4 protein-coding genes are annotated in these 2,973 nt (G+C 67.4%); 3 read left to right on the top strand and 1 reads right to left on the bottom strand.

Going from position 1 to position 2,973, the window contains the following annotated elements; genetic code table 11:
* The first annotated feature begins 6 nt into the window (after nt 1–6).
* The 3 genes from rlmN to MK181_10860 are packed head-to-tail and all read left to right on the top strand — an operon-like array spanning nt 7 to nt 2,149.
* Entirely contained in the window at nt 7–1,023 is a 1,017-nt protein-coding gene (gene rlmN / locus MK181_10870) for a 23S rRNA (adenine(2503)-C(2))-methyltransferase RlmN (protein MCH2420299.1), read from the top strand.
* Between the two features lie 57 nt (nt 1,024–1,080).
* Nucleotides 1,081–1,419, top strand: a complete 339-nt coding sequence (locus tag MK181_10865) for a hypothetical protein (protein MCH2420298.1) — start codon at nt 1,081–1,083, stop codon at nt 1,417–1,419.
* A gap of 13 nt (nt 1,420–1,432) precedes the next feature.
* Nucleotides 1,433–2,149 (top strand): ubiquinone/menaquinone biosynthesis methyltransferase, encoded by a 717-nt coding sequence (locus tag MK181_10860; protein MCH2420297.1) that lies wholly within the window; start codon nt 1,433–1,435, stop codon nt 2,147–2,149.
* Between the two features lie 10 nt (nt 2,150–2,159).
* On the opposite strand, the gene MK181_10855 is transcribed toward MK181_10860, so the two are convergent.
* On the bottom strand, nt 2,160–2,973 hold an 814-nt coding region (locus tag MK181_10855; protein ID MCH2420296.1), incomplete at its 5' end, for a 1,4-dihydroxy-2-naphthoate polyprenyltransferase.

Here is a 2,973-nt window from a genome sequence, read left to right as displayed (position 1 = left end):
GAGGCTTTGGCTGACCTGCTGGTCGACCAGCCCACATATCGCCTAGATCAACTCTGGCAGGCCCTGTACCACGCCCTAGCTGAACCGGAGGAGATGACCACGCTGCCCGCCTCCCTCCGCAGGGACCTAGCCGAACACCTTCCCGCCGCCCTCGTAGAGGACACCCGCTCGGTGGGCGACCGGGGGAGGACTGTGAAGTGGCTGTGGCGTCTCGCTGACGGCACCCTCATCGAGACAGTCCTTATGCACTACCGGAACCGTTCCACAGTCTGCGTAAGCACCCAGGCCGGTTGCGCCATGGCCTGCGGGTTCTGTGCCACCGGCCAGATGGGCTTCGACCGCCACCTGACCGCCGGGGAGATCGTGGAACAGGTGGTCAGGGCCCAAGTCGATGCCGGCGACCGGCGGGTCTCCAACGTGGTGTTTATGGGCATGGGTGAGCCCTTGGCCAACTACGACAGGACCTGGGCGGCCGTGGAGCGGATCCATGACGGCCTCGGGCTATCTGCCCGTCACCTGACCATCTCCACCGTGGGCCTAGTACCCGGCATCCGTCGTCTGGCCACAGAGTCTCTCCCCGTCAACCTGGCCGTCTCCCTGCACGCCGCTGACGACGACCTCCGGGACGAGCTGGTCCCCATCAACCGACGGTGGCCCTTGGCCGAGCTGGCTGAGGCCTGTCGGGAACACGTGACGGCCACCGGCCGACGACTGTCTTTCGAGTGGGCCCTCATCGACGGCACCAACGACCGTCCGGAGGACGCCCGGCGGCTAGCCGCCTATGCCCGACCGCTCGGTGCCCACGTAAACCTGATCCCGCTGAACCCCACGCCCGGATGGCCCACCGTCGGCTCGCCCCCCGACCGGGTTCGGGCCTTCGCCGACGAGTTGCGCTCTCACGGCTCCAACGCCACGATCCGACGGACCCGGGGAACCGAGATTGACGCCGCCTGTGGCCAGCTGCGTGCTGACCGAACTGACATCCGGGTAGCTGTTCCCATCCGCCGCCAACCCGCTACCTGATCGGCGAACCGCGCAGGCGGGGTCGGATCACACGCTGACGCTGACAGACTGGCGCCCATGCAGGCGCGAAGTTGGCTGAACCGCTTCCATCCCCAGACGCTGCTCAGCGCCACGATGCTCCTGTACATCGAGGGGCTGTTCAACCTGGTACGAGGCCCCTTTCTGGCCATGGTGGGCGCGGCCATGTTCCCCGCCGCCTGGGGACTGGCCAACGACCGTCGCTGGGGCTGGCGTCTGGGCGTAATGGCGGCCTCGCTGGCCGTGGTCTGGCGCCTGCGGTGGTACGGCCTGGGCAACCCGGTGACCACGGCACTGATCCTGCTCTTCCCGGTGGTCTTGCTGATCCTCCTGCTTCACCCAACCAGCCGGGAACACCAGCGCATCTGGTTCCGATGAGCCGGAGGGATCCGTGACCTTCTCCGGCGCCCAGATCCCCGACCCCTCACGTCCCCTTCTCCAAGGCGCTGAGAAAGCCGCCGCTGTGCGGTCCATGTTTGACGCCATCGCCCCCCGCTACGACTTAGTCAACCGAATCATGACGTTCCGCCTCGACGTCCGGTGGCGGCACCGTGCGGTGCTCCGACTGGGCCTGCCGGCCGGTTCCACCGTGCTCGATCTGGCCTGCGGGACCGGAGACCTGTGCCGGGACCTGGAGAACGCCGGCCACCGAGTCGTCGGTATGGATCTCTCCTGGGGGATGCTGGCCGCTGCCACCACTAACGCTCCACTCGTCCACGCCGATGCTCTCCAACTCCCGGTGGCCGACCGTTCGGTGGACGGGATCACCTGCGGATTCGCTCTCCGGAATCTGACCGCTTTGGAGCCCTTCCTGGCTGAGTTGGCCCGGGTACTCCGGCCCGGCGGACGGATCGCCCTACTGGAGGTCGACCGACCCCGTAGCCCTTTCCTGCGTCTTGGCCACAGCGTCTATTTTGGTCGGGTGGTTCCGTTCATCGGTGGGCTCCTGTCGGACCGAGACGCGTACCGGTACCTCCCCCGTTCGGTCGCCTACCTTCCACCCGAAGCTGACCTGCTGGCCACCATCGCCACGGCCGGCTTCGTTGAGGTGGCCAAAGACCGGTGCAGCGGCGGCATCGCTCAACTCTTGAGCGCTAGCCGGACCTAAGGCCAGTCGGTCATGCCGACAGGGCCAGGCCTAGGGCCAGTAACGCCCCGGCCACCATCTGGATCTTTCCGGTTCGGGCCAGGACATCCACTAGGTCTGGGCCCTCGGCTCCGGCCAGCACCCTGCGTACTGATGGCCCGGCCATCAGGCCAGCGATCAATACCAGGGCAGCCCAAGGTCGGGACAGGGCGCACAACGACCCCACGACCAGAGAGCCGTCCAGGAGTGCTACGTACAACAGCCGGGTCCGGCGGTCTCCCAGCCGGACGGCCAACGTCCGCTTCCCTCCCTCCTCGTCGCCCACCCGGTCACGTAGGTTGTTGACGACTAGGAGGGAGCAGGCCAGGAACCCCACGGCAACAGCGGCCAGCCAGGCCAAGCCTGGCATCCGCTGTTGATGCACGTATGTGCTGCCCACCGTGGCCACCAGGCCGAAGAAGGCGAACACGAACACCTCGCCCAGTCCCCGGTAGCCATACGGCCGGGACCCGCCGGTGTAAAACCACCCGGCTGCCACCGACGCAGCTCCCACGACGAGTAGCCACGGGGTCACAGCAGCGGCGAGGGTGAGGCCCGCCACAGAAGCCAGGGCGAAGGCGAGAAGCATGGCCGTCCGGACCTCCTCGGGGGTAGCCAAGCCCCCACCCACCAGGCGGGCCGGACCGACGCGTTCCGGACCATCGGTTCCACGCAGGCCGTCAGACAGATCGTTTGCGTAGTTGACTGCCACCTGGAGGGCGAGGGCCACCACCAGCGCTGCGGCAGCTCGCCACCAGATCACACCGGTCCCTGTGGCCACCGCCGTTCCAACCAGAACAGGGACT

The organism is Acidimicrobiales bacterium, from assembly GCA_022452035.1.
Taxonomy (GTDB): domain Bacteria; phylum Actinomycetota; class Acidimicrobiia; order Acidimicrobiales; family MedAcidi-G1; genus UBA9410.
Note: the sequence above shows the minus strand (reverse complement) of the source record. Positions and strands in the feature narration are given on the sequence as shown.

Bases quoted from the DNA above. Each gene is read 5' to 3' on its own strand.
- MK181_10865 (MCH2420298.1), top strand. From the start codon at position 1,081: ATGCAGGCGCGAAGTTGGCTGAACCGCTTCCATCCCCAGACGCTGCTC.